This window comes from Acinetobacter sp. RW6, from assembly GCF_041956835.1.
GTDB classification, from domain to species: Bacteria; Pseudomonadota; Gammaproteobacteria; order Pseudomonadales; family Moraxellaceae; genus Acinetobacter; species Acinetobacter calcoaceticus.
Genome location: NZ_CP167121.1, coordinates 798,381 through 822,983, shown reverse-complemented (window position 1 = coordinate 822,983; position 24,603 = coordinate 798,381). Strand labels below are relative to the sequence as shown.

Below are 24,603 nucleotides of genomic sequence, written 5' to 3'. Positions count from 1 at the left end.
ATTTTTTGTCGTCATGGAAATAGCGTAATTTATGTGTGCAATTAAACAAGCAACTTTAGTGGAGTCTTTTGTTTATGGCTTGAAAAAAACCTTCTTTATCTTTTGGCGAAATCATCACTGATGCGACTTCTCCATTTTTTATATAATAAATTTTGAGTCGATCTAATGAGAGCGCTGGAGATGACAATGGATTATGAGTAGGTTCTATTTGAGTAATATCATTAATATTAATTTTCCATCGGAATACCAAGCTCTTAATAATTAATGTGTCGTTTTCTACTACGTAATAAGTGTTAAAAATTGGAAGCCAAATGACAAAAATAATTAAACTATAAATAATGAGATGCGGAAAATTTGAAGCTAAAGAATAATGATGATTTGCTTCATAAACTTTCATAATGATATTGGCCGTGATAACAATAAATATTAATAAAAGCCACCAATCAATTTTTGATCTAAATTTCAAAAGTTATCCTCCATTCTAAAATTTCATTGATAAAATTTATCTTCTATTACATAATTTTTTATTCTAAAGCAAAACTTACTGCCTCTTTTGCATGAATGGCAGTCGTATCAAATAAAGGAACTGAGAATTTAAGCTCACCAATCAACATACAAATTTCGGTACAACCTAAGATAATCCCTTGGGCACCTTCAGCTATGAGTCTCTCTACAATAGTCTCGTATTTTTGCTGTGATTCTGGATTGATCACACCTAAACAAAGTTCTTCATAAATAATACGATGTACTATCTTTCTGTCGGCTTCATTTGGAATCATCACGTCAATTCCATGCTCCTGTAATCGAGCCTTATAAAAATCTTGCTCCATTGTAAAAGCTGTTCCCAAGAGTGCGACTTTACGAATGTCTTGACTCACAATTTCTTTTGCTGTCGCATCGGCAATGTGTATAAAAGGGACCGTAATAGCATCTTCAATCTGCGGTGCAATTTTATGCATGGTATTCGTACACACTAAAATACAGTCTGCCCCTGCTTTTTCTAAATTTAGCGCCTGCTCAGCTAAATATGCACCTGCCTCTTGCCATAAACCTTTTGCTTGCAACGCTGCTATTTCTTCAAAATCAACACTATTAATAATTACTTTGGCAGAATGCAATTTTCCTAATTTACTGTGAACCATTTTATTAATTTGTTGATAATAAAGCGCTGTGGATTCCCAACTCATTCCGCCTAATAAGCCAATTGTTTTCATTATATAAACTTCCTATTTATGCAAATGTAATCTATATCTCTTATGAGTAAAGCGCAGCTAGAATAAAATTGCTTTATTAAATTTTTTCTAGCTTATTCTATTTATTAATATGAAAAACTGTGACGTCCAGAGAAATTTCTAAGTTGATATAGACCTAGTTTATGAAATTTCCAAAACAGAAAACTCTCTCCATTAACCCCAAATCATAAAACATAAGAATTCACGCAAACTTCACGACCAGCTCTTTAATTTAATCTTATAAACTTGGCTCGGATATAGACATGAAAATTATAACCACAGCCCTAGGGCTGATTACCTTGGTAGGTTTAACAGCGTGTAAAAGTGTGCCTAGCTACTCAAGTGACTATGGCAAAGCTGAACAAAAAATTAATGGAATAACATTGAATGACGAACAGGCGTTAGATATCGGCAATCGTTTTGTTGCTGCCTTTAATACGCTTGGTACCCCTTCCTTTATAAGCAATGCTGGCAATCTCTACGCTGATCAGCTTTATATTAACGACACACTCTCGCAGTTCTCTCAAAAAAAAGATCTCATTAAACATTTTGAAGGCATGAATGCTCGAGTGAGTAATGTCACTGTAAAACTCATTAGTGCAACTCACCATCAAGATACAGCCTATATCCATTGGTACATGACCTATGACTTTAAAATGTTAGGTCGTTCAAAAACCATGGCTTCTTATGGAATGAGTCAAATTAAAATTAATGATCAGCAAAAAATTATTTTCCAGCAAGATTATTGGGATCCGGCGAATGGCCTTTACCGTTCTTTACCAATATTTGGAGGAGTCTATAAATGGATATTACCGTTCAAAAAAGTCGAGTCTTAATATTTCTGGGAATCTTGATCGTATCTCAAGCTAACGCGGCTGAACTGAAAAAATGTAGTTCAGCGCCTTTGATGGTCACGAGTAAGAAAGTGGGAAATGTCAGTTACTTTGCTGAAGATTGCTTAAAAAATTGGCAGAGTCAAAGCATCAAAATGGACTTTAGCTATAACCGCGATATTCCCAAGTGGGCTTTTAAGCGAGCAGCAACCCACTATTTAAAGAAAAATATTAGTGGATTTGATGCAAAATCTCCGCTTAATCATATTAATGAACTTTATAAACCCATCAAAAATGGAGATTTATATAGTTTGTATTACCAGCAGGAAAATCAAAAACTGGAACTAAAATTAAACCAGAAGCTACTCGGTTCTTTAAACAATCCGAATGCAAATCAATATTTTAAAATCTGGTTTGGTAGCGAACCATTTAATGCTAAATTAAAACAACAATTATTAAATTAATGGCTTAATAAAATCTCATGGGTAATCATTTTATCCTCATGGTTGAGGACCATTTTGAACTGGCAGCAACAGTCTGCGAATTTCTTGAAGTGCATGGTTATATCATCGATCATGCGCGTAATTTAGATGCTGCACGGACTTTTCTCAAATCGCATCATTATCATCTTTTGCTGCTCGATATAAACTTACCCGATGGCTCGGGTTATGACCTATGTAACTGGCTACGCACCGAACAAGGCGTTGATATTCCTGTCCTTATGCTGACAGCAAGAGATACTTTAGATGACAAACTTAAAGGCTTTACCGCTGGAACAGATGATTATTTGGTTAAACCCTTTGATTTTAATGAATTAGTCATGCGTATCCGTGCATTAATTAAAAGAGCAGCTGGCGAAGTTACTCATCATAAAATTCAGATTCATGACTTAATTCTTGATAGCGCAACCCAGACAGTTATTCGTGCCGGAAATAATATCGAATTGCCGCCTATTCAATTTAAATTATTAAAAATTTTGATGCGTCAATCTCCAAAAGTAGTGACCAAACAAGAACTGATGATGGAGTTATGGGGCGATGAAGAACCTGAAAGTGATGCGTTACGTAGTCATATCTATAATTTAAGAAAAATGGTTGATAAACCTTTTGACCCTAAGCTATTACATACAGTGGCGGGTGTCGGTTTAAAAATTGCTTTAGACGGTTCAGCAAGTTAGCTCAAATAGACCACAACAATTAAACCCGTTGCCTGTTCTAAGTCCAACTCAGGATGAGTAGCTAAATAGTACTGCCGATCAAACAACTCCACTCGCCATCCTAATTGTTTGCAAAGCTTTTGCACCAATTGCAAGCCAATACCATGGCCTTTAACTTTTAAAGAAAGCTGAGAGTCGCTGAGCTCTTGAACCTTAACATCGTTAGGTAGAGAAATTCCAATTCCATTATCCGCAATAATCAGGCTGTTTTTTTGTTGAATAATGTCGATTTCTGAGCCTTGAGAATAATTCAGCGCATTACGTAAAATATTGCTTAAAACCATTTTAGTCATAGAGGGATATAACCAGCGCGGCTGTTCAGAAAGGTCGGGTTGAATATGAATATGTATCCCCTTACTCTCACTCACTGCTTGTAAACTTTCGACTAGATCCTTCACAATTCTAGATAAAAAATTCTTTTCAGACGGTAAGCTTTTTACTGTATTACGTGCAATCGCCAGTAAGGTATCAACTAATAACTGCATATCCTCAATCGTATTATGAAGACGAACTAAGGCTTTATCATCTCCATATCTCGCCTGACAAAGTTGCACATTACCTTTCAAAATGGTTAACGGAGTACGTAGCTCATGGCTCACATCTCCCGTAAACTCCCTTTCACGTCGAATAAAATCACTTAAAACTTGATGATATTTTTCCAAAGCTTGTTTGAGATATTCTGCTTCCATGTTGCCATTGGTATTAATATCTCTAAAAGGAGATGCTTGGGTATCTTGATGTGCCCAATCGATATTTTCCAAAGCATTTGCCAAGCGTGTAATTGGGGAAAAATAGCGTCTGGCTTTTCGATTTGACCACCATAAGAAGCTATATAGCACAGACAAACTAAACATGAGCGGAGCCAGTCCAAATAGCCAGATCAGCTTATTGACATTGCTCTCGCCAAATACCAACAGAACATGTTGACCATTATGCTCACCATAGACTGTCATTCGCTCTTTACCATCAACGAATACTCGGTGCACCCCACTTTCTAAACGCATGCCTCGAAAAGGTTGAGGTGCAATCTCTGTATTCCACCGATATCCATATAAATTTTTCGTATCCGGTAAATCTGCATTTGGGTCACGTTCTATGCGTAACCAGTAATGCTCCATTTCTTGCTCTAAAGCGGTTTTAAGTAAAGAGCCTTTAATGACCCATGCACTACAAGCCAACCCGACCACGATCGATAATGCAATCAGGCCAATCTGCAACCAATAATATCGATTGAACATTTTGGCTAATGGATGACTAGATTTGCCATCATGTCGAGTTCTTATCATATCTTTATCGCCGAGGTAGGCTCTAGAAATTACAATGATCTCTTTCTAAATAAAAAGTGACCAATTACCCATTCTTGTCCTTGCTCAAAACCAAACAGCTCAGCACAAGCCATGAAGAAAATACGCCAACGTTGCCACCAAATATTGGCATCTTTTCCATAGATTTTTTTAAACAGAGGCTTCAATTCAACTTCTTGATTATCCATATTATCAAGCCAAGCATTTGCGGTTCTCATATAGTGCTCACCCGACCACTGCCACTGTTGAGCCAATTCTAAATGCTCTTGAAAATGCAAAAAAGTTGACGTCGCAGGCATTAAACCGCCAGTAAAGAAATACTTGGACATCCAATCATAATCTGATTTTACTTCAAAAGGATAATGTAAAAAGCGATGGCAAAAAATATGACACCAAAGTAGCCCATCTGCCTTCAACCATCCCTGAATTTTCTCAAAAAGACGTTGATAGTTACGAACGTGTTCAAACATTTCAACCGATACAACCCGATCAAATTGATCTTGGTCTAATTCGAGCACATTCACATCACATGTGACCACTTCAATATTGTTTAAACCCTTCAACTTTGCTTGCCCAAGAATATGCTTTTTCTGGGTTGCAGAGTTTGAAACAGCTGTAATCTGTGAGCGCGGATAGTTTTCTGCCATCCACAAAGTTAGAGAACCCCATCCACAGCCTAGCTCTAAAATGTGTTGACCGTTTTTAAGTTGTGCTCTTTCACAGTAAAGCTGAAGTGCCAGTTCCTCTGCCTGATCTAAAGTTGTTGTTTTAGTCGGAAAATAACAAGCACTGTATTTGAGTCTTTTTCCAAGCACTGCCTGAAAAAATTCAGTCGGCAATTCATAGTGCTGCTCGTTTGCCTTATCCGTTTCAACCGCGATTTCGCTCCGTTTCAGCATATTAAGCACATCCATATAGCGCTGTGCCCCTTGTTCAGGGTCATAACGGCCTTCTTGAATTAAGCGCTTTTTGCTTAAAGCACGGATTGCTGCCCGAATTGCATGATCTGGGATCACACCACTTTCAACAACTTTTAAAGATTGATGAACAATAAAATCCATATGCGCACCTATTTTTTGGGTTTTCGCGGAATAAACATTGATGTTTTTTGTTGATAATCAAGATAGTTTTGACCGCGACTTTTAATTGCTTGTTTTTCACTAAATGGAATACCCGTGACGTAATATAAAAATAGCCACATTAGTAACGGATAAATCCACAATAAATACTGGCCCGCAGCTAAACCAATGATTGGATAGGCAAACCAATGTAACCATTCAAAAAAATAATTTGGGTGACGTGAATAACGCCATAAACCCTGATCCATCGTTTTGCCATGATGATCTGGATTTAATTTAAATCGGTATAATTGCTGATCAGCGAGCTGCTCTCCAATAAAGGCAATCGCCATGATGACGGCAGCAATCACTAAAGTGACTTTATATCCACTACTCCACTCAGTTGCTTCTACATTGAGGAGTGTCCACATTGGTAAGAAGAACAAAAGCACTAAAAGTGTTTGAAAGATAAAAAATAAAAAGAAGCCAAAATGCTGAAACTTTCCCATGGCTTGACGCATGTTCGCGTAACGACCATCTTCTTTGTGTTCAGATTGATAGCGTCTTAACAAATGCCAAAATAGTCTTAAAAACCATAAGCCGCTAAAAATACCGATAAAAAGTCTTACTTCAACTGGAGCAACTGAAATGAGTAAAGAAGACACAATAATGTTTAGTGCCAGACAGAAACTCCATGCGGCATCTACAATTCCAGCTCGACCATTTGCTGTGGCAAGTAGCCAGCTCAGCAACATGATCATTAAATCTAGAATCAGTAAATTCAAAAACATGAGCAGTCTCCTTGCTTGATGTGTTTGAGTTAGTAACTGGTACTTTCAAACAACAAGTGAACATTGCTTATCACACCTTCTTTGAAACCACCCTCGCAATAACATAAATAGAAATCCCACATGCGAATGAAGTTTTCATCGAAACCCAGAGCCAATACTTCCTCTCGTGCGATTAAAAACCGTGCTCGCCAGTGATGAATTGTTTTTGCATAACTTAAACCGATGTCATTTAAATGCTTTAGCCTTAAACCACTTTCAGAGGCGGTTTGAGTCAATACGCTCACGCTAGGAATAAAGCTACCAGGGAAAATATAACGCTTAATATAATCGACTGTATTTAATGCTTTTTTATATCGAAAATCTTCAATGGTGATGGCTTGAATAAATGCCAAACCTTTCGGTTTTAACAGCGCTTTGCACTGATCAAAATATGTCGACAAATACTGCGCACCTACGGCCTCAACCATTTCAATTGAAACCAACTTATCGAACTTCCCTTCGAGCAAGCGGTAGTCTTTTAATTGCACATCAATTCGATGCGCTAAGCCTGCTTCATTTACCCGAATAATAGCTTCATCGTATTGAGCTTGTGAAATGGTAATTGTGGTCACTCTACAGCCATAATGTTGGGCTGCATAAATTGCAAAACCACCCCACCCACTTCCAATTTCAACCAAATGATCCATTGGTTTTAAATCTAACTTTTTACAGATGAGCTCTTTTTTATAATCAGATGCGTCTTCGAGTGACATGTTTTCATTTTCAAAAACAGCACTCGAATACATTAACGACGGGTCTAAAAATAATTTAAAAAAGTCATTACTTAAGTCATAGTGTTCAGCAATATTTTTACGGCTCCCGCTTATAGAATTTTTTCTATTTTTATACCAACCCTTCAGAAAAAACTGGCTCGCCTGTGCAATAACATTCTGGTTAAACTGGTCTAATACATCTCGATTACGTGCCAATATCTGAACCAACTCTACAAGTTGTTCGCTGCTCCAATCACCACGGATATAGCCTTCAGCGGCTCCTAAAACACCATTTTTTAAAATGAGATCCATCAGCAAAGGATTGCGAACTTCAATCACAGCATGTAAGTCTGAAACCTCGCCAACCGTACCACTCCATGCACCCTGAAAAGTGATCTGTCCATGACGTAGTTTGAGAAGACTCTTGAGCAGTAACGGTAGTGAGTCATCTTCACCATAAAGAAATGTTTTTATCATGTCTTATCTACCTTGATCTTTTTAGGATGACGATAAAATGGAACTTTTTTTCGCCATAACTTAAATGCCTCTAAATATATTGAAAACAACATTTTAAAAGGGGCTAGGCTGTTCATAAGAGCATATCGATACTGCTGTGAAGGAAATGTGATGGGCACAAGTTCAAACCGCATAGTTGCATCAAACACTTGTTTTTGTTCTTCAAACAGCTGCATCTGAATGACATTTTGTTGGTCTGAAAAACTAAATCGCCAGCAGTAAGTCAACTGCATGGGCATGAAGGGCGAAACATGAAATGATTTTTCAAAGTTAAAATCGAAACTCTGATAACCGCCCACATTACTTTGTTGTTTTGTGCAGTCGTGTATATAAACTTTTCGTTCATTCCAAGGAGTGTTGGTGATTTCACTTACAATAAATATAGGTTTCCCAGTTTTACCTAAAACAAAATAAAAGACGACCGAGTTAAACCTAAAACCGAGACAACGAGGTAAAGCCAACACTCTGATTTCCCACTCTGGCCTAAAATGTGAGTTACTATTTTCCAATATCGCTTTCTCTACTTTCTCCCTTATAGAACCGCGATACATATTTAAAAAATCATTTTTGGATAGTTCTAAGACATTCCAATGATCCGTCGACCAAATTGAACAATCTTTTGCAATCTCATTTAATTGATCTGGATCGAACCATAAGTAATTTAAGGTCGATGTGAATTGATGCTGTTTGGGGCTATAGCGTCGGTGACGAATAAGTGTAGGAGCTATAGCAAGTTTATTTAATAACATTTGAAAAGCTCCTTATCTATTTTTAAAAGTGTAAAATTTGCTCTACAACACGTGCTGCACTGCGGGCACCATCCTCATGGAAACCCCAGCCCCAATACGCTCCACAAAATGAAGTTCTGTTTTGTCCGTTAATTTCTTGCCAACGAGATTGAGTTTGAATCGCTTTTGTATCAAATACAGGATGACGATATTGGCGTTCAACCAAGATGTCTTCGGTTTTAATTTTCATATTCGGATTTAAAGTAGAAAAAACTTGAGTATTGCAGGATAAATTCTGCAAATTATTCATCCAGTAGGTAAAACCATAATGTATGCCGGACTCATTGCTTTGAGCTTGCGATGTTGGGGTTACATGTACATGCCAACTTGCCCATTGCAAACGGCTTTTAGGCATAATTGAAGTGTCACGGTGAACTACCATTCGATTATCTTGATAGCTAAATTGACTTAATATTTCTCGTTCCAGAGATGACGCATCTTTTAATAAACTTAGGCTATCGTCGGCATGGCTTGCAAAAATCACCCAGTCATATTCGGCTTGCCCTTCAGTCGTTTCGATAAACACGGTTTCTTGTGAACGGCTCACACCTTTTACTTCTGCAAATTTCCACTCAATGGATGGACAGTTTTGTTGAATAGCATGTATATAACTTGCTGAACCGTGTTTAACCGTTTGCCATTGTGGCCGCTCTTTTAGCTGTAGCATGCGGTGATGCTGAAAAAAGCTCACGACAAATCGATATGGAATCTGACCTACCTGCTCAACCGGAGCCGACCATAAGGCACCGCACATCGGATAAAGATGCTCATAACGGAACTCATGGCTATATTTGTGTAGGTCTAAATAGTCTTCAATAGATAAATTAGGGTCAAAATCTGCTAAGTCAATATTTTTATTATCATCATAAAAGCGTAGCAAATCTGAGAGCATTTGTAGAAATTTACGGTTTAAAAAGTTCTGCGGACGGGCAAAGAGCGACCATTTTTTTGAGGGGTTATATTGAAGCCCACTGACCAGATTATTCACCGAAAAACTCATGTCGCTGCTTTGAGTTTCAACTCCAAAATTTTTAAGCATGTCGGTAAATAACGGATAGTTGTAGTCATTAAACACAATAAAACCACTATCTACCGCAACTTTAGCGCCCTCTATATCCAGCTCATGAGTGTCAGTATGACCACCTAAATAGTTATTTTTTTCATATACGGTAACTTGATGTTGTTTTGACAATTTCCATGCAGCATAAAGTCCCGATATACCCGAACCCACAATGGCAATTTTCATAATACTTCCCCATTTTCAATTTTTTCTATCGGTAGATCTTTAATCTTTTTATATTGATAAACCTTCGCTGGTACTGGCTTTAGCCCCCACACCAAACCAAATAAAGACATCAGTTTGAGCACATAAAAGGTGATATCAATCTGCCACCAATAAAAACCTTGACGCACACTACCCGCGTAAAAGTGGTGGTTGTTGTGCCAGCCTTCACCTAAGGTGATTAAAGAAAGTAGGAAATTATTACGACTATCATCTGGGGTATTAAACTCTCGTGAACCATAACGATGTGCGAGTGAATTAATACATAAGGTTGCATGTGTTAACAGAACGGTAGAAATCACAAATCCCCACACCAAAAGCTGTAAGCCATTGGTTCTCAGCTCAGGGAAATGTTGCGCAAGCCACGAACCAAAACCATAAATTGCCAAAGCTGTAAAAATCACAATAGGCAAACTAAATCGGTCAAGCCAAATCAGCTCAGGATATTTCAACCAGTCTTTAATCACTTTTTTACGAGTGGCAAAATTTTGCTCATTTAAAAACCAGCCTACATGGGAATACCAAAAGCCTGCTTTCGCTGAATGTGGGTCCTGATCGGTGTCAGTAAAGTGATGATGATAACGGTGATGTGCTGCCCACCATAACGGTCCACGCTGTGCACTCATGGTTCCGATCAGTATAAAAATGAACTGGACAATACGTGATGTTTGAAAAGTTTTATGTGAAAGATAGCGGTGAAAAAAAGCAGTAATTGCAAACATGCGAAGAAAGTAAAACCCCAGCATGAAAACAACTGCAAACCAAGATACGCCCACCCAAAACACAGCTAAACAAGCGATATGCAATAAAATAAAAGGAATTATTCTTAACCATTGAATTTTCTTTTCAATGACATATTCGCCAGAAGTACCCACTTGCGCATTTTCTGAATCTGACCAGCTATCGATCCAGCGCAGAAAAAATTTAGACATTGATTCTTCCTGATCTAAAGCATTTCTTTTGGTTCTAATTTAGAAAATGCGCAATGAATTTTATGTGAAGTTCATACGATTACGAGATAAATATATGCATCTACCTAATCAGTAACTTCACTATTTTGACTGAGTTGTTTTAACGAGTTTAGAAACGTCGTAGCCATAGCTTTTTGCGGTTTGCAGATAAGACTGATATGTCGCCTCATCAATTTGGGGACTACGAGAAAGAATCCATAAATATTTCTGGCTTGGGCCACCCACTAAAGCGACCTGATAATCTTGGTCAACTCTTAAAACCCAGTAATCGCCTTTTGTAAAAGGAATCCATCTTAGGCCAGAAGGTAAAAAGCTCACTTTTAATTTACTGTTGCCCTCATTTTGCGAATAGGCCACACCTTCAGATGAAATGATTTTGCCATCTTTGTTGGTACAACTATTTAAGACACCAACGGTTTTGTCCGCGTTAATGGAATAGTTTGCAGTTGTATTGGCTACACAATTACGCTGAAAAAACATAGGTAAATGCGCAATCTCATACCACTTACCTGCGTATTTATTAATATCAATAGATTCAACAGCCACTGGTTTCGTATTTGTGTCGGCAAAGGTACTCAAAGGAAGCGTTAAGCTAACCGCTGCAAGACTGCTGCTGATGACAAGTGACTTAAATAATAATTTCATAACTACCCTCTTCTATTTATTTCATATGTTTAAACATACGCCAGAGGGTTGTGAACAAAGTGTGAATTTTAAAAATTAAGGAACATTAATAAGGATTTAATTGTATTTCTTTGGGGCATCTGCAATTGGAAAATTCAGTTCAAAACATACGCCTTCGAGCGTGTTATAAACTCGATATGAACCATGATGTAGCTCCATAATTGAAGCGACAATGGATAAACCTAAGCCACCTGTCTGGTTCTCATCACTTCGGCTTGATTGACATTGGTAAAATCTTTCAAAAAGATGCTCAAGTTGATGTTCAGCAATTGAAACACCTCCCGTTACCACAGTCAGGCTCACCCATTGCGTATGCTCAATCATCGTATGTTTAGTTGCGATATAAATAGTTCGGTTATTGCCACCGTGAACCAACGCATTTAAAACAAGGTTGTAGACTGCTCTTTGAAATAACTCCGGATCTGCAAATAACTTTTGAGCTTCTAGGTTAAGACTAAAATGACACTCTTGTTCCTCGGCTTGATATTCAAAAATCTGGCATAGCCCATCTATAACATCTTGGACGTTTATTTCTTGTTTGTTTACAAGAACCATTTTCTGATCGGCTCTTGCTAAAAAAAGCATGCTATCAATCATGCGTTTTAATCGGTGGTAATCATCCAAATGAGACACCAACAAATCTTCATATTGCTCAACTGAGCGTTCGCCAGTTAAAGCAATCTCGGTTTGCCCAATCAGATTATTTAAAGGAGTACGAAACTCATGAGCAATATCCTCAGAAAAACGGTTGAGCTGGGTATAGCCCTTTTCGATACGCTCAAGCATATGATTTATATCTTTTGAAAGTAGCTCAACTTCTAAAGGTGTATTTAAGAGATTTAATCGTTTCTGTAGCTGATTTACGTTAATAGAATGCGTCTGCTTGCGAAGCTGTTGTAGTGACTTTAACCCCCAATGGCACGCTAAAATGCAAAGCACAAAGATTGCGAAGATGCCTCCTACCACATACATCAACAGGTTCTTTTGAAAAGGCAAAAGAATATTAATGCGTTCAGACCATTGTTTGCCTGCAATGAGCAGATAAGGCTCGTGATTAATTTTTATGGTTTTCCAAGCAACTCGCGTTGGATATTCATGATTAGCTAAGTCCTGAAATTGAAGACTCGGACGCTCTGCAAGCTCAGGTAACTGAATATGGAGCGGATTGATATTAATTAAAGTTTTATCTTTATGAATGAGTAGAAACAAGTTGTCTTGGTTGCCCAGCATATTTTGATACAGCTTAGGCCGCGCAATAATTTGCTCTACATTTTCACTATCTTGTAGCAAAATTTCCAAGCGGTTAATTCTGTCTGCTAAAGCTTTATCTTGTTGCTTTAATAAAATTTGGTTAATGCCTAAATAGGTCATAAAGCCGACTGAACATAAAATCAAGGCAGAACAAAGCGTGACCAATAGCGTAATACGGACTTCAAGCGAACGTAGAAATTTAAAGTTCATAAGCTAACCGAAATTTTATAGCCCAAACCACGGATGGTATGAATGAGTTTTAATTCATACCCTTCATCAATTTTGCTTCGTAAACGGCGTACTGCCACATCAATAAAGTTGGTATCGGTATCAAAGTTAATATTCCAGACTTCAGAACCAATTTGTCTGCGCGTCACGATTTGCTCTTTGTTGAGCAATAGATAGCGCAATAAATTAAATTCAGTCTTGCTCAACTCAATTAAGTTGCCATTACGCCATACTTTATGTCCGACCAAATCCATTTTTAAATCACTAATAGACAGTTCGTTTTCTTGTAGATATTGCTGTCTTCTTAACAGACTTTTAATACGTGCCAACAGTTCGATATAAGAAAAAGGTTTAGCCAAGTAATCATCTGCACCCAACTCTAAACCTTTGACTCTATCCATCACCTGATCTTTTGCCGTTAAAAAAATCACCGGAATTTTGGAGAACTGGCGTAATACTTGTAATACGCTCCAGCCATCTATGTCAGGCAACATGACGTCAAGAATAAGTAAGTCATATTGATCTCTCTTTAGCATTTCTAAACCTTGAAGCCCTAAATGAACACACTCCGCTTGATATCCGGACTCTTTTAATCCTTTCACCAAATAAGTGGCGATCTTGATCTCGTCTTCAATAATAAGGATACGCATTTTGTAGAGACTCATTTGAAAGATGACAACTTTGTAATGTGATTGTCATGCTTGAAATTAAGCAATTTGTTTAAGATTTTCAAAGCAACATAGAGGCAATCATTATGAACAAATTGAAATGGCTGATGCTAACAGCCGTGCTATTGGGTAATAGTACTTTTGCACAGCCCCCTGCTTTGAATCAAGTCTATTCGTTAGATCTTAAAACTGCGCACCTACTAGCGGACAGTGCTAAAGAGGCATGCAAAAAATTAAATCAAAACATTGCAGTGGTTGTTGTGGATCGCGGCGGTAACCCTTTAACTGCCGAACGGCATGAGTTGGTTGGGCCGCATAATTTAATGGCTGCTGAAAAAAAGGCCTATACGGCTCTATCTACCAAAACATCGACCTTGGTTTTAAGCCAAAATAGTAACCAAAACCCCGATGCAAAAAATTTAACCACCGTAGCAAATTTACTTTTGTTAGGAGGCGGCGTACCTGTTCGTTTTGAGAACCAAGTGATCGGAGCGATTGGGGTTGCGGGTGCTGGCGGCGCACAAAATGACAATCAATGCGCAAGCAAAGCAATTGAAACCGTTTTTCATTCATAAGGAACTTCACCATGACTAAATCATTTATTGCTTTATCTTCGTTATTTATAGCTTCAGCTACATTTGCACAAACTAATCCGCTGAGTGTGCATGTGTTAAATCTAGAAACGGGTTTGCCCTCTTCACAGGTTGAAGTTGTTTTAGAAAAAAACACCAATAACCAGTGGGTGAAACTCAACCAGCAAGTGACCGATTCAAATGGTCGTATTACTGCGCTCTATCCAGAAAATAAAAAACTAGAGCAAGGTGTTTATAAAGTTACCTTTAAAACCGAAGACTGGTTCAAAAAGAACAAACAACAAACTTTTTTTGCCGAAGTACCCGTTATTTTTAAAGTGGATGGAAGCGTAAATCACTACCATATTCCTTTATTACTCAGCCCTTATGGTTACTCAACCTATCGAGGCAACTAAAAATAAAACCCCTTTATCTGTTTTGCACAAATAAAGGGGTTAATTCAAAGCGATTTGGTTTACGAACAAACCCCATTGCTAATCACCGATTTTTTGTTTGAATCGAGCGCCACAATTGAAGAAGAAACCGTATTAATAATTTGAGTCATCGCCTCACTTGACGCACTCACAATTGCTTCCATTTTTTTAGCTTTTTGATCAATTGGTTGCTTAAAAGCAATTCTGCAATTCAGCTGAGATCCTCTATTAGTGATTACTTTTGCATTAGCTGACTCTAATTGAGTGGGTGGTATTTGACGCTTCACCACCCAAGACACAGCAATATTAATATTGCTGTGATCTACAATATCAAAATGAGAAAAGTCTGTAGAAACTCGATATAAAGGCTGATTGTTTCCAGCAAGCCCACTGCTATAACTGTCAATTGCGCCTAGCTTTTGTTGTAAACCCGCAGACAAGGTATCGCGTAATTGCGTACCCATGGTCGATGTCCAGCGTTCATTGTTTAACACCGTAGACTTACCACTACTGTCTTGTAGCACCAAAGGCGCACGGTCTAATCGGTCTGGAATCCCGACTGGCAAGACCTCAATCACCTGCACAGTTGAGCTGGTGACCGGAGTGACTTTAGGTGTAAGCGTATAGTAGTTTGGCGTTGGTGAACTCGAACATGCGGTCATGGCAACTGCCGTTAAAAACAAGCCACTCCCAAGCAGCCATTTGACTGCTTTAGGATGTTGAAAAGATCGATTGTTTTTATTTTTCATCATCGGCCTCTGGGGTCTTACCACGAATAATTGATTCAGGATGTTGTTCAATATAGTCTGACATTAACTGTAAAGAGGCAGCGGCACGGGTCATTTGCTGTAATGCTTTACGTACGTCTTGTTGCAATGGCGCATCGCTCGACAAAATAGACTCAGATGACCTTACAGTTTTACGAACATCATCTAAGGTTGCTTGTAAACCAGGTGCAACTTTACCATCTAACTGTTTAACCAGCTTGTCGGTAGACTCAATGGCTGTGTTCATATTGTTAAGTGTTTTACGCACATCTTGCCCAATTTCAACTAACGGGAATTTCGTTAACTTGTCAGCAATCTGAGAAACTTGTGCTTGTAAACCGCTCAGTTCAGTTGGTGTGGTCGGAATCACCACACGGTCATCACTCAAGATTTGTAATGTAGCTGGTTTAGCTTTAGGGAACTTGTCTAGAGCAATATAGTTTTGTCCCGTTAGAAGGTTTCCGGTTCTCATTTGAGCACGCCAACCATGTTCAATAAAATCTTTGAAAATTTCACTGTTCGGATTAAGTGCCTGACCATTTTCAACTCGTGAAGGATAGATGACCGCCTCAACACGCATACGAATCTGTTTGTAGTGGTCATAAAACTCGGCATTTATTGATTTAACATTACCAATTTCAATGCCCATGAAATCAATCGGAGCACCGACAGTAAGCCCGCGTAATGAATGATCAAAATACATAATCACGCCACGTGGTTGACCATCAGGTTCTTTTAATGCTTCACCTTTTGAGTCCCAAAGATTAAAACGACTATTGTTAGCGGCTGTAGTCGCGTGCGAGCTTTCAGGGAAGCCAAAAGCAATCCCCCCTGCGACAATACTTGCCAGCGATTGAGTATCTAAATTAAAGCCTGAAGCATTTAAGGTCACATCAATTCCACTCGCCTGCCAAAAACGTGCATCGGTGGTTACAAACTTGTCATACGGCGCGCGTATAAATGTTTGTAGTTCAACATTTTTACCGTCATCGGACAATTTATAGGCTGTAATTTGCCCTACATTAATTCGACGATAATAAATTGGAGAACCTATATCTAACGAACCAAGATCATCTGCATTTAAGAAAAATACTTTTCCGGGAACATCTGAAGATATGACTGGTGGTACTTCTAAACCAGTAAATTCAAACTTATCCTCTTCTGATTTTCCGCCATCCACTTCAATATATGAACCTGACAATAAGGTGTCTATTCCAGAAACTCCACCCGTCCCAATACGTGGTCGCACGACCCAAAACCGTGAATCTTTAGCAGCAAAGTTACTCGCACCTTTACGCAAATCAATTCTGGCAATAACGTGTGAACGGTCATCTGAAAGATCAATCTGCCGTACTACACCAATATCCACCTGTTTATAACGGACTGTAGTTTTGCCAGCGACTAAACCCTCGGCCGTTCTAAAAGACACATCAATTGTAGGGCCATGAGACAGTAACGCTTTTACAGCTAATGAAAGCGCGATTAGAAGAGCAATTAATGGAATAAGCCAGATTAATAAAGGCTTCCACCGACTTTTCTTTTCTTGGGGTTCTGGTAAATCATTCATGCTATCCAGTTCAACATCTGTATCACGATGATCTGAGTTACCAGTGGTTATTTCATTTTCAGACATACTCATTGTTCTTTTATTGACTGGGATTAATAGAATCATTATTCAAAGGCGAATGTTCTGCCTGAATAATTGTTGTTTTTTCAGAAGCAACAGAAGACGGTTTGTTTGTATTTTGAGATGCATAGAAGTTATCCCAAATAATACGTGGGTCAAAACTAAGTGATGCGAACATGGTTAACACCACAACCGCGCCAAAAGCGATCGAACCCGGCCCTGCTAAAATTGTAGCAAGCGATTGAATCTGAATGAGGGCTGTTAAAAGTGCCACCACAAAAACATCAATCATTGACCAGCGCCCAATAAACTCGACAATTCGATATAATTTAACGCATTGCTCTGGTACAAACTTCCAACCGGCTGAAGACTGTAGATATACCGCAAATAATAAAAAATACAAAATCAGCAGTTTCAGCATCGGAATAAAAATACTGGCCATAAAAATGACGACTGAAACCAAATAGTCTCCACTTTGCCAAAAGTAAATTACCCCACTCATGATCGTATCTTGCTGGCTACCTAAAAGTGAGTCAGTCACTGTCATTGGAAGTACATTGGCCGGAATATAAAGGATTGTCGCAGCCACGACTAAGGCAAAGGTTCGATTTAAACTCGCTGGTTTACGTGAATGCAGCACGCTATTACATCTAATACAATGTAAAACTTGATGGCTTTTATCTCGTCGTCTTTTTTTATTTTGAGAAGAATTTACGACTCCACAGCAATGACACACAATTAATGAGAGATCTTTGGCTCGTGGATATTGAGTCAAGTTCACACCAGTCTTTACGGTTTTTTCTGAGGTCACATTTTTTATCGTTTTCATGGGAGTGACCTATCAATTTCGTTCCATATATCACTCACTTTTATTGAAGTAATATAAACCAACAATATACTTAAGACTGCGAATGCCCATAAAGCAATCTCGGGAATCACTAAGACCATTCCAACTAACTTTACAAGCGTGACCAAAATTCCGATTAAGAACACCTCAACCATTCCCCACACTCTCATAAAGAAAAGTGTCCGTAAGGCAATCACCAAAAACGTTGGCCTCTTTTTCAATACACTCACTGTACCGAGCACATAGGTAAGTAATAAAAGATAGGAAAGCGGCACAATAAAAGTGGTAATTAAGATGAGTACACCAACGAAAGCCCGATCATAATGAAACATCACCCAGACTGCCCCCAGTAAAGTAGTCTCAGATGTGTTTCCTTGCAGTTCAATTTTTACAATGGGAAAGCTATTGGCAAGAATAAATACAATTATGGCCGTTAAAATCAAAGCTAACAACGTGGTAAATGGCTTGGTATGCCGATAGAGTTCTGCGCCACAGCAAACACAATAAGCTCTTTTTCCATAAGCAAGCGGAGCTCTACGATAGACTGTATCGCACTCCTCACAACCTGCTAATTCTTTAAGCTTCATAGTGATACTCTGAAATTTATAGTTTGTATTACATTCTTCAACGAACGTGTTTTACCTAAAAACAATGACTCCTAACACGCAGCAAATATCATTCCAAAAATTTAACTTATAGCATTGGTATATCAACATTCAAGTTAAGAAAGATAGAAGAGAAATGAAAATTTTGATTATTTTACTGCCACCCAAAATAATTTATAGAGAACCTCTTTGCTACTAAGTTAAATGAAAATATAAATTAAACCAAAGACTATCTAATTAAATTCAACTTTTTAGACAGAAAAACTATTGAAGATGCTGTTCAATATATTTTTGAAATTGCTGAACAATATAACCAGATTCTAATTTTGAACTGGAATAAAGCCCAAACGATAAAGATCTAAGTAGAGGCAATTCAGCACTTTTTAAAATCTTGATATCTGAAGGTATTTGAAATAAAGATCTTAAACTGATTCCAATGCCTGCACGTACCGCAGGCCACAAAGCTTGAACAGAATTGCACTCATAGGCAATGTGCCATTCCAAGTCCTTCTCTTCAAGCGCCTGAATTGCCATTTGCCTTAAAATACACGGTTGCTGTAATACAACCAATGGAATCGAAGATCCAGTTTCAAGAGTCTGCTGGATGTGTGGATGAGAACAAAATAACCACTCTGTTTCTACATTCTGCAACTCATAAAAATTTTCACGGGCTTCATCTTGTTGCCAGATGAGTGCCAAATCCAGCTCTTGTTTTTGTACTTTTTCTAATAAATTAAGATTTCGATCGACCTGAATTTGAAACTGTACTTTAGGATATTGCAACATGAACTGGGCAATTAATTGTTGTAGCGTACCTTCAGCAAAATCTTCTTGTAATCCAAAGCGAATAACCCCTGTCGCTTGAGTCTGGTGAAGTTGTAAAAGTACCCTATCATTCATAGCCAACACACTTTTTGCATGACTAAATAATAATTCACCGCTCGGTGTTAACTCTAACAATCTTCCGTTTTTTCTTAATAATTGGCAGCCAGTCTGCTGCTCTAATTTTTTTAATTGAGCACTAATCGCAGCCGGAGAACGACATAAGTTTTGAGCAGCCAAATAAAAACTGCCTAGCTCTATCCCTTTTACAAATGCTCGTAAGGCATCTAAATCAAGGTTGGTGGGTACTTTCACACAATCATTCATAAAAACTGAACTATAGGTTCAAAAAGTTTTGATTTTTTAAAATATAACAAACTGCCATAGTCGCTACAACATCCCCCAACGCAGAGTTTTAAGATGTTTAGAAAAATTGATATCAACAATTTAGAAAGTGTCGCTCCCAAACTTTATGAGCTCGGTAAGGATTATTTGTTTGCAGATATCTGGCAAAGACCAATCCTTGATACTCAAACACGCTGTTTCATTACAATCTCGGCGCTTATTTTGCAGGGTCGCTATTCACAGCTCGAATGGCATATCAAAAATGCCCTAAGCCAAGGTATCTCTAAGGAACAAATTATTGAGGTTACTACCCATCTTGCTTTCTATGCAGGACTACCCACCGCTATTTCAGCACTTGAACATATGCCAGAGGAGATATGGTCATGCCCATGATTCGTTTTACAACCAGCTATCCATATACCGATTTAGAAAAAGCGCAAATATCTAAAGTTGTGCAAACTTGTATGGAAAACTATTTCGATACACCCAAAAATGATTGTTTTCATATTTTTGAGCAAATACCACAAGGACAGGTTTTTGTTGACGCTGATTATTGGGTTAAAACCGCACGTACTGAAAAATTTATCTTACTTTATATCACCTCAGGCAAGCCCCGAACGGCGCAACAAAAATCAGATTTAATGCTGCATGTTACAGCACAGCTTAAACAGAATTTTGATGTTCCAGAACAAGATGTCATGTTTGTGATTGTGCAAAATAGCGCGGAAGATTGGTGCTTTGGTCATGCACAACGCGCCGATCTTTATTTGAAAAGCTTGAATTCACCATAAATAAATACAAGCCCAATACATTATTTTAGTGAGATATTTAAATTCAGATCTAAAAAAAGCTCCTCAAATAAGGAGCTTTTCATTCGCCGATTCTTAATTAACCATAGTCAAAAAATAATTTAATAATCTATCTCTTTCATCTACCTGATTTTCCCCTAAAAGCTGAACCATAGCGCCATCAATCACAAATAAAAACAGGTGAGCATCTTCAATTGAAGCTGTAACTTTTAGCGTTAAAAGTAGTTTATAGATTTCATCAATGAACCAATTTCGATAGTCAATTACGACCTTATAGGCGGTTGGATAAAGCTTTTCAATTTCAAAAATTGCTTTAAATGGCAAATGGTAAAAGCCCTCTAAATCTGCATGTAAATAGAAAATTTTCTTAAGCTTATCGAACAGCATGAGTTCACGATATGAATGGATAATTGAAAACACTTCGTCTTTTAATGCATCTTTTTGAAAAGTTAGGCTCATCTCGATGAGCTTTTCTTTGGAGTGAAAATCATTATAAAAAGTGGATTTGGAAATTCTAGCTTCAGCAATAATTCGGTCGACACCTACATTATGAAAACCATGTTGATTAAATAGATCTCTTGCCGCGTGGAGCACTCTTAATGCTCTAAATGAATTTTCTAAATTTGGCATAAACATTCTGCTCAAAGATAATTTTTTGTTGTATATAAAAGAGATAGAAAGGCCTTCACTCTTAAAATGAGTGCTAAAAACAGGCATGCGAAAGCTGCACAAAAAGGATGCGCTAACCTATCTCAAGCTTTATTGTTGCTATGATTTTTTAGTCGTAACGATCTAAAGGCTAAACCTATAAATGTTTAAACCGTTTTAAAGACCAGTTGAGCGGTATGGATAGAAAGAGCTTGGCAAAGGCCAAAGAATAAGAAGAATTAGTATGCATAGAGGACTCCTCATGTCTAAAGAAGTTCTACCGAATTACTGTCAAATAATTATGGTGGCAGAACGAGAGAAGGTTGACAGACTGGTTAGACGCCAGCACACCCGAGGGTGTCCCTCTCCCGTCCTACCGCAACGGGAGGAGACGAGGAGCTTACACACAAAACTATTCCTCAGAAGGAATAATTCTGATGCAGTCTAAATCAGCCTGTCAAAGCCGGCTGACAATGTAGGTCAGCAGGCAAAGGATAGTGCTCTACCCTATTACAGTCAAGCATGCAAAATGACATTTGTTTTAAAATAGATCATTAAAAAGTAAGGATAAATAATGAATAACTTATTGTTAAATTAGGTTTATAAAATACTTATCAATCGTTACATAAGTATTGAAACACCCGAGGTCGGTTACCTTGATAAAGATGAATTATTCCTATTTTTACAGCGCGGGAAACTGAAGAACAGATACAACAATTTTTTGATTATTTAGAGTTAATCCCAGAAGCAAAGAAGTTCGATTAATCAAAACCTAATATAAATCCACTTCATTATATTTGGAGTGTTGCCCCAACATTGAAATTATGGTGCAAATTAAAGGCAAGTTGAGATTTTGTATATGAAAAGTAAAAAATTTGCTCTCTTAAATTCAAAAAAATAGCGCTTAACTTTTACGCTAATATCATGTCTTTTATCAATTTTTCTATAAAAATTTTACCCTATAATTCAGTTTTACCACTAAGTAAAGTTATGTAACTTTATCCATACAATTTCTTCACAATTTAAAACCTTAACATAAACAAACAATTAAAAATATTTTGCTATCTTATGGATCATTAAGAGGACACCTCTTAATTTCCTTTTCTTGAATAACTCATCGTTATTCTGCCTCTTTATTCTGCAATTTTTTAATTCAGTATTTAAAACCGTATATGTTCACTTTAAATACTGAGATTCAATTCTTAGGCTAAATATGCGCACATCTGAAAAACAAGTAAAACCTATTGAGATTGATGATATCAATATCATCGAGAACGAAAAAACCAAAAAAGCGATTACTGCAGCTGCATTAGGTAATGCAATTGAGTGGTTTGATTTCGGTGTTTATGGTTATGTGGCATACGTTCTCGGTAAAGTATTTTTCCCAAATGCTTCACCAAGCGTGCAAATGATTGCTGCACTTGCTACATTTTCAGTTCCTTTTATTTTTCGCCCATTAGGTGGTGTTTACTTTGGACATTTAGGTGATAAATACGGGCGTCAAAAAGTTCTTGCCATTACTATCATTATTATGTCCATCAGTACCTTTGGTATTGGCCTTATTCCATCTTATGAAACAATCGGTTTATGGGCACCTATTCTTTTACTCATTGTAAAAATTGTACAAGGCTTCTCCATTGGTGGTGAATACTCAGGTGCTGCGATTTTTGTGGCTGAATATTCTCCAGACCGAAAACGTGGTTTTATGGGAAGCTGGCTTGATTTTGGATCGATAGCGGGCTTTGTACTTGGTGCTGCAACCGTCGCTTTGATCACACACGCCGTGGGGGAAGCAAGCTTTGCCGAGTGGGGTTGGCGTATTCCCTTCTTTCTTGCTCTACCACTGGGCATAATCGGTTTATATTTACGAAACCGCCTTGAAGAAACCCCTGTGTATCAACAGCATGCAGAGCAACAAGCACTAAAAAGCAAACCTCAAAAATTTAGTTTCAAAGAAATTTTTGTTAAACATAAGCGTAGTTTATTGGTGTGCATTGGTCTAGTAATCAGCACTAACGTCACTTACTACATGTTGCTAACTTATTTACCAAGCTATTTTTCGCATAACTTAGGCTATTCAGAAGCACATGGTGCACTTATTATCATTGCCGTTATGGTTGGGATGTTATTTGTACAACCCGTGATTGGTTATTTGAGTGATAAGTTTGGTCGCCGCCCATTTATTTTTATTGGAAGCTTTTCCCTTGTTTTCTTGGCATATCCTGCTTTTGTATTACTTAACTCTGGGGTAAGTTATCAAATTTTTATAGGCTTACTTATTCTTGCTTTATCCCTCAATATGTCTATCGGAGTGATGGCATCAACTTTACCCGCCCTATTTCCAACTGAAATCCGTTATAGCGCTTTAGGTATTGCCTTTAATTTCTCAGTCGTTATTGCTGGTTTAACCCCAACTATTACCGCAACTCTGGTTGAAACTACCCATAATCTGATGGTTCCAGCCTATTACTTGATGATTTGTGGTGTGGTGGGTATTGCTACTGCAATATATTTGAAGGAAACAGCCAATAAGCCTTTAATTGGTGGCGTGCCTATTGCCCATAATATAGAGGAAGCGCAGGAGTTACTTGAAGAATTTCATGAAACTATTGAGCAAAAAATTGAAAATATTGATCAGAGAATTGAAGAGCTTCAGCAAAAACGTCAAAAGCTTGCAGATAAACACCCTGATATAGCCTGATTGAAGCAAAATTCTTTCATAAAAGTAGCGACTTTAATGTCGCTATTTTTTTAATATGTTTTTCATTTAATTTGATAGTTAAGAATAATAGGTGTTAAGTTTAATTAAAAAATAATTAACTTAGAATAAACAAGTTTTTCCATTTCTCATCTCCAGTATATATCAGCCAATCCATTTTCAGAAAACTCCATAGAAAAAGGGATGTATGTGTATATGCTAATCAACGCATGTTTAGGTTGTTGCTTATCAAGCATAACTAACATACTTTATCCTATTAATTTAATAGCTAATTTTTATCTCCAGATCTGTATAAAATATCAGAAATTAAGCGAATATCTTTTTAAAATATTTAGAAATTATATTCCTTCTATATCTCATCTCTTGAAGAAACAAATGAACCCAAAGATAATAGGCCAAACCTAATCTAAAGAAAATTTTAAATTCTTAAAGTACTTTTCATGAAAAATATTAATATCTTCAAATTTATAAACCTTGTGCTAGTCTTTTTATGGTTTTATCAAGGTCTAGTTCCAAAATTTCTATTTCTTAATTCTGATGAAATTTTTGTATGGCAATGGCTAGGACTATCACTTGAACATGCAAAACTTGCAGGCCATGCAAGTGGAATAGCTGAAATGATTTTTGGTTTATGTTTTCTCTTTACTGCACATAAATATATTCATTATTTAAGCATTTTAGGTTTGCTTGGGCTGCTTCTTTTAATTGGTTTTTTAATACCCTCTACCCTGATCTTGCCCTACAACCCTATCGTAATGAATCTTTCAATGATAAGTTTATCTATTGTCTATCTCATCTTATTAAGTGAGCAAAATTAACTTACAACCATTCATG

Annotated in this window: 27 protein-coding genes and 1 pseudogene; 10 read left to right on the top strand and 18 right to left on the bottom strand. The window is 37.5% G+C overall.

Translation table 11 applies throughout. The features are described from left to right. Positions 1-55 precede the first annotated feature (55 nt). Both ACB088_RS03825 and ACB088_RS03820 read right to left on the bottom strand, forming a co-directional pair. Positions 56-466 carry a PH domain-containing protein gene (locus tag ACB088_RS03825; RefSeq protein WP_199989912.1) on the bottom strand — a complete coding sequence of 137 codons (411 nt, stop codon included), beginning with the start codon at positions 464-466 and terminating at the stop codon, positions 56-58. A 58-nt stretch (positions 467-524) separates the two neighbouring features. Next, the gene (locus ACB088_RS03820) at positions 525-1,214 is read right to left on the bottom strand and encodes an aspartate/glutamate racemase family protein (protein WP_375038057.1); all 690 of its coding nucleotides are present in this window, start codon (positions 1,212-1,214) and stop codon (positions 525-527) included. Between the two features lie 281 nt (positions 1,215-1,495). Between ACB088_RS03820 and ACB088_RS03815 the strand changes: the two genes are divergently transcribed. Genes ACB088_RS03815 through ACB088_RS03805 form a run of 3 tightly spaced genes read left to right on the top strand, consistent with a single transcriptional unit; the run spans position 1,496 to position 3,242 of the window. Then, the gene (locus ACB088_RS03815; RefSeq protein ID WP_375038056.1) at positions 1,496-2,068 is read left to right on the top strand and encodes a nuclear transport factor 2 family protein; all 573 of its coding nucleotides are present in this window, start codon (positions 1,496-1,498) and stop codon (positions 2,066-2,068) included. Beyond that, the gene (locus ACB088_RS03810; RefSeq protein ID WP_375038054.1) at positions 2,035-2,529 is read left to right on the top strand and encodes a chalcone isomerase family protein; all 495 of its coding nucleotides are present in this window, start codon (positions 2,035-2,037) and stop codon (positions 2,527-2,529) included. The genes ACB088_RS03815 and ACB088_RS03810 overlap by 34 nt, the downstream gene beginning before the upstream one ends. A 17-nt stretch (positions 2,530-2,546) precedes the next feature. After that, positions 2,547-3,242 carry a response regulator transcription factor gene (locus ACB088_RS03805; protein WP_375038053.1) on the top strand — a complete coding sequence of 232 codons (696 nt, stop codon included), beginning with the start codon at positions 2,547-2,549 and terminating at the stop codon, positions 3,240-3,242. Here the strand turns inward: ACB088_RS03805 and ACB088_RS03800 are convergent. The 10 genes from ACB088_RS03800 to ACB088_RS03755 form a co-directional block, all read right to left on the bottom strand. Continuing rightward, complete coding sequence (locus ACB088_RS03800) at positions 3,239-4,567, bottom strand: HAMP domain-containing sensor histidine kinase (protein ID WP_092706703.1); 1,329 nt, start codon at positions 4,565-4,567, stop codon at positions 3,239-3,241. The two genes, ACB088_RS03805 and ACB088_RS03800, sit on opposite strands and share 4 nt — an antisense overlap. A 29-nt stretch (positions 4,568-4,596) precedes the next feature. Beyond that, positions 4,597-5,646 (bottom strand): SAM-dependent methyltransferase, encoded by a 1,050-nt coding sequence (locus ACB088_RS03795; protein WP_375038052.1) that lies wholly within the window; start codon positions 5,644-5,646, stop codon positions 4,597-4,599. 8 nt (positions 5,647-5,654) lie between these two features. After that, the gene (locus ACB088_RS03790; RefSeq protein ID WP_375038051.1) at positions 5,655-6,434 is read right to left on the bottom strand and encodes a DUF1295 domain-containing protein; all 780 of its coding nucleotides are present in this window, start codon (positions 6,432-6,434) and stop codon (positions 5,655-5,657) included. A gap of 29 nt (positions 6,435-6,463) precedes the next feature. Continuing rightward, positions 6,464-7,663, bottom strand: coding sequence for a class I SAM-dependent methyltransferase (locus ACB088_RS03785; protein ID WP_375038050.1), 1,200 nt, complete (start codon positions 7,661-7,663; stop codon positions 6,464-6,466). Next, entirely contained in the window at positions 7,660-8,451 is a 792-nt protein-coding gene (locus ACB088_RS03780) for a DUF1365 domain-containing protein (protein ID WP_375038049.1), read from the bottom strand. The genes ACB088_RS03785 and ACB088_RS03780 overlap by 4 nt, the downstream gene beginning before the upstream one ends. 22 nt (positions 8,452-8,473) lie before the next feature. Continuing rightward, entirely contained in the window at positions 8,474-9,736 is a 1,263-nt protein-coding gene (locus ACB088_RS03775) for an NAD(P)/FAD-dependent oxidoreductase (protein WP_375038048.1), read from the bottom strand. Then, entirely contained in the window at positions 9,733-10,704 is a 972-nt protein-coding gene (locus ACB088_RS03770; RefSeq protein WP_133746940.1) for an acyl-CoA desaturase, read from the bottom strand. The genes ACB088_RS03775 and ACB088_RS03770 overlap by 4 nt, the downstream gene beginning before the upstream one ends. A gap of 120 nt (positions 10,705-10,824) precedes the next feature. Beyond that, entirely contained in the window at positions 10,825-11,388 is a 564-nt protein-coding gene (locus ACB088_RS03765) for a lipocalin family protein (protein ID WP_375038047.1), read from the bottom strand. A 96-nt stretch (positions 11,389-11,484) separates the two neighbouring features. Further along, positions 11,485-12,888 (bottom strand): heavy metal sensor histidine kinase, encoded by a 1,404-nt coding sequence (locus ACB088_RS03760; RefSeq protein WP_375038046.1) that lies wholly within the window; start codon positions 12,886-12,888, stop codon positions 11,485-11,487. Further along, positions 12,885-13,556 (bottom strand): heavy metal response regulator transcription factor, encoded by a 672-nt coding sequence (locus ACB088_RS03755; RefSeq protein ID WP_005046218.1) that lies wholly within the window; start codon positions 13,554-13,556, stop codon positions 12,885-12,887. Before ACB088_RS03755 ends, ACB088_RS03760 begins: the two co-directional genes overlap by 4 nt. A 125-nt stretch (positions 13,557-13,681) precedes the next feature. Here ACB088_RS03755 and ACB088_RS03750 point away from each other — a divergent pair, with 125 nt between their 5' ends. Together ACB088_RS03750 and uraH are read left to right on the top strand one after the other, a co-directional pair. Continuing rightward, on the top strand, positions 13,682-14,149 hold the full coding sequence (locus ACB088_RS03750) for a heme-binding protein (RefSeq protein ID WP_375038769.1): 468 nt from the start codon (positions 13,682-13,684) through the stop codon (positions 14,147-14,149). An 11-nt stretch (positions 14,150-14,160) separates the two neighbouring features. Further along, positions 14,161-14,562, top strand: coding sequence for a hydroxyisourate hydrolase (gene uraH, locus ACB088_RS03745; RefSeq protein ID WP_000167347.1), 402 nt, complete (start codon positions 14,161-14,163; stop codon positions 14,560-14,562). Positions 14,563-14,621: 59 nt separating this feature from the next. Here the strand turns inward: uraH and ACB088_RS03740 are convergent, their stop codons facing one another. From ACB088_RS03740 to ACB088_RS03720, 5 genes are all read right to left on the bottom strand, one after another. Beyond that, positions 14,622-15,329 (bottom strand): membrane integrity-associated transporter subunit PqiC, encoded by a 708-nt coding sequence (locus ACB088_RS03740; RefSeq protein WP_375038045.1) that lies wholly within the window; start codon positions 15,327-15,329, stop codon positions 14,622-14,624. Further along, positions 15,319-16,986, bottom strand: a complete 1,668-nt coding sequence (locus ACB088_RS03735) for an intermembrane transport protein PqiB (protein ID WP_375038044.1) — start codon at positions 16,984-16,986, stop codon at positions 15,319-15,321. The genes ACB088_RS03740 and ACB088_RS03735 overlap by 11 nt, the downstream gene beginning before the upstream one ends. 7 nt (positions 16,987-16,993) lie before the next feature. Then, on the bottom strand, positions 16,994-17,803 hold the full coding sequence (locus ACB088_RS03730; RefSeq protein WP_375038043.1) for a paraquat-inducible protein A: 810 nt from the start codon (positions 17,801-17,803) through the stop codon (positions 16,994-16,996). Beyond that, positions 17,800-18,408: a paraquat-inducible protein A gene (locus tag ACB088_RS03725; RefSeq protein ID WP_375038042.1), complete on the bottom strand. Its 609-nt coding sequence runs from the start codon at positions 18,406-18,408 to the stop codon at positions 17,800-17,802. Before ACB088_RS03725 ends, ACB088_RS03730 begins: the two co-directional genes overlap by 4 nt. A gap of 282 nt (positions 18,409-18,690) precedes the next feature. Beyond that, positions 18,691-19,575, bottom strand: coding sequence for a LysR substrate-binding domain-containing protein (locus ACB088_RS03720; RefSeq protein WP_375038041.1), 885 nt, complete (start codon positions 19,573-19,575; stop codon positions 18,691-18,693). A 93-nt stretch (positions 19,576-19,668) separates the two neighbouring features. Here ACB088_RS03720 and ACB088_RS03715 point away from each other — a divergent pair, with 93 nt between their 5' ends. Continuing rightward, positions 19,669-19,986, top strand: a complete 318-nt coding sequence (locus tag ACB088_RS03715; protein WP_092706670.1) for a carboxymuconolactone decarboxylase family protein — start codon at positions 19,669-19,671, stop codon at positions 19,984-19,986. Beyond that, positions 19,977-20,384, top strand: coding sequence for a tautomerase family protein (locus ACB088_RS03710; protein WP_375038040.1), 408 nt, complete (start codon positions 19,977-19,979; stop codon positions 20,382-20,384). Before ACB088_RS03715 ends, ACB088_RS03710 begins: the two co-directional genes overlap by 10 nt. 93 nt (positions 20,385-20,477) lie before the next feature. On the opposite strand, the gene ACB088_RS03705 is transcribed toward ACB088_RS03710, so the two are convergent. Then, positions 20,478-21,032, bottom strand: coding sequence for a TetR/AcrR family transcriptional regulator (locus tag ACB088_RS03705; RefSeq protein ID WP_375038039.1), 555 nt, complete (start codon positions 21,030-21,032; stop codon positions 20,478-20,480). 646 nt (positions 21,033-21,678) lie between these two features. Here ACB088_RS03705 and ACB088_RS03700 point away from each other — a divergent pair. The 3 genes and pseudogenes from ACB088_RS03700 to ACB088_RS03690 form a co-directional block, all read left to right on the top strand. Next, positions 21,679-21,815, top strand: a pseudogene (locus ACB088_RS03700) (ADP-ribose pyrophosphatase); the annotation flags it as partial. Positions 21,816-22,263: 448 nt separating this feature from the next. Then, positions 22,264-23,751: a glycine betaine/L-proline transporter ProP gene (gene proP, locus ACB088_RS03695; RefSeq protein ID WP_004643398.1), complete on the top strand. Its 1,488-nt coding sequence runs from the start codon at positions 22,264-22,266 to the stop codon at positions 23,749-23,751. 458 nt (positions 23,752-24,209) lie between these two features. Next, complete coding sequence (locus ACB088_RS03690) at positions 24,210-24,587, top strand: DoxX-like family protein (RefSeq protein ID WP_056481081.1); 378 nt, start codon at positions 24,210-24,212, stop codon at positions 24,585-24,587. The last annotated feature ends 16 nt before the right edge of the window (positions 24,588-24,603 follow it).

Bases quoted from the DNA above. Each gene is read 5' to 3' on its own strand.
- ACB088_RS03820 (WP_375038057.1), bottom strand. From the start codon at position 1,214: ATGAAAACAATTGGCTTATTAGGCGGAATGAGTTGGGAATCCACAGCG.
- ACB088_RS03815 (WP_375038056.1), top strand. From the start codon at position 1,496: ATGAAAATTATAACCACAGCCCTAGGGCTGATTACCTTGGTAGGTTTA.
- ACB088_RS03810 (WP_375038054.1), top strand. From the start codon at position 2,035: ATGGATATTACCGTTCAAAAAAGTCGAGTCTTAATATTTCTGGGAATC.
- ACB088_RS03805 (WP_375038053.1), top strand. From the start codon at position 2,547: ATGGGTAATCATTTTATCCTCATGGTTGAGGACCATTTTGAACTGGCA.
- ACB088_RS03800 (WP_092706703.1), bottom strand. From the start codon at position 4,567: ATGATAAGAACTCGACATGATGGCAAATCTAGTCATCCATTAGCCAAA.
- ACB088_RS03795 (WP_375038052.1), bottom strand. From the start codon at position 5,646: ATGGATTTTATTGTTCATCAATCTTTAAAAGTTGTTGAAAGTGGTGTG.
- ACB088_RS03790 (WP_375038051.1), bottom strand. From the start codon at position 6,434: ATGTTTTTGAATTTACTGATTCTAGATTTAATGATCATGTTGCTGAGC.
- ACB088_RS03785 (WP_375038050.1), bottom strand. From the start codon at position 7,663: ATGATAAAAACATTTCTTTATGGTGAAGATGACTCACTACCGTTACTG.
- ACB088_RS03780 (WP_375038049.1), bottom strand. From the start codon at position 8,451: ATGTTATTAAATAAACTTGCTATAGCTCCTACACTTATTCGTCACCGA.
- ACB088_RS03775 (WP_375038048.1), bottom strand. From the start codon at position 9,736: ATGAAAATTGCCATTGTGGGTTCGGGTATATCGGGACTTTATGCTGCA.
- ACB088_RS03770 (WP_133746940.1), bottom strand. From the start codon at position 10,704: ATGTCTAAATTTTTTCTGCGCTGGATCGATAGCTGGTCAGATTCAGAA.
- ACB088_RS03765 (WP_375038047.1), bottom strand. From the start codon at position 11,388: ATGAAATTATTATTTAAGTCACTTGTCATCAGCAGCAGTCTTGCAGCG.
- ACB088_RS03760 (WP_375038046.1), bottom strand. From the start codon at position 12,888: ATGAACTTTAAATTTCTACGTTCGCTTGAAGTCCGTATTACGCTATTG.
- ACB088_RS03755 (WP_005046218.1), bottom strand. From the start codon at position 13,556: ATGCGTATCCTTATTATTGAAGACGAGATCAAGATCGCCACTTATTTG.
- ACB088_RS03750 (WP_375038769.1), top strand. From the start codon at position 13,682: ATGCTAACAGCCGTGCTATTGGGTAATAGTACTTTTGCACAGCCCCCT.
- uraH (WP_000167347.1), top strand. From the start codon at position 14,161: ATGACTAAATCATTTATTGCTTTATCTTCGTTATTTATAGCTTCAGCT.
- ACB088_RS03740 (WP_375038045.1), bottom strand. From the start codon at position 15,329: ATGAAAAATAAAAACAATCGATCTTTTCAACATCCTAAAGCAGTCAAA.
- ACB088_RS03735 (WP_375038044.1), bottom strand. From the start codon at position 16,986: ATGAGTATGTCTGAAAATGAAATAACCACTGGTAACTCAGATCATCGT.
- ACB088_RS03730 (WP_375038043.1), bottom strand. From the start codon at position 17,803: ATGAAAACGATAAAAAATGTGACCTCAGAAAAAACCGTAAAGACTGGT.
- ACB088_RS03725 (WP_375038042.1), bottom strand. From the start codon at position 18,408: ATGAAGCTTAAAGAATTAGCAGGTTGTGAGGAGTGCGATACAGTCTAT.
- ACB088_RS03720 (WP_375038041.1), bottom strand. From the start codon at position 19,575: ATGAATGATTGTGTGAAAGTACCCACCAACCTTGATTTAGATGCCTTA.
- ACB088_RS03715 (WP_092706670.1), top strand. From the start codon at position 19,669: ATGTTTAGAAAAATTGATATCAACAATTTAGAAAGTGTCGCTCCCAAA.
- ACB088_RS03710 (WP_375038040.1), top strand. From the start codon at position 19,977: ATGCCCATGATTCGTTTTACAACCAGCTATCCATATACCGATTTAGAA.
- ACB088_RS03705 (WP_375038039.1), bottom strand. From the start codon at position 21,032: ATGCCAAATTTAGAAAATTCATTTAGAGCATTAAGAGTGCTCCACGCG.
- proP (WP_004643398.1), top strand. From the start codon at position 22,264: ATGCGCACATCTGAAAAACAAGTAAAACCTATTGAGATTGATGATATC.
- ACB088_RS03690 (WP_056481081.1), top strand. From the start codon at position 24,210: ATGAAAAATATTAATATCTTCAAATTTATAAACCTTGTGCTAGTCTTT.